This window comes from Mesorhizobium sp. GbtcB19, from assembly GCF_019091085.1.
Classification (GTDB): Bacteria; Pseudomonadota; Alphaproteobacteria; order Rhizobiales; family Rhizobiaceae; genus Mesorhizobium.
The window spans coordinates 1-231 of sequence record NZ_JAGXJY010000611.1 but is presented as its reverse complement, the minus strand read 5'-3'; the positions used below and the strand labels follow the sequence as shown (position 1 = coordinate 231).

At 68.8% G+C, this 231-nt stretch carries 1 pseudogene; it reads left to right on the top strand.

From position 1 onward, the window contains the following. Positions 1–19: 19 nt before the first annotated feature. Positions 20–231 (top strand): annotated as a pseudogene (locus KVT37_RS33200) (hypothetical protein); the annotation flags it as partial.

Sequence of the window (231 nt, the reverse complement as noted above, 5' to 3'; positions counted from 1 at the left end):
CGCCGGCAGGATATTCGCCATGCCGCAAACCACCCGCGGGGCCTGGTTCTACCGCCTGAGGGCGGCGCAGCACGACGGGAGCGAGCCCTGCGGCGGCATCGTGCGTTCCGGCGAGAAATGCTCGGAATCGAAGGCGGAGGTCGGCCGCTGGAACAATGCCGGCTATCCCGACCTGTTGCCGCTGGCGGCGGTGCTCCAGCTTGAGGCTGACTGCAAGGTGCCGCTGGTCAC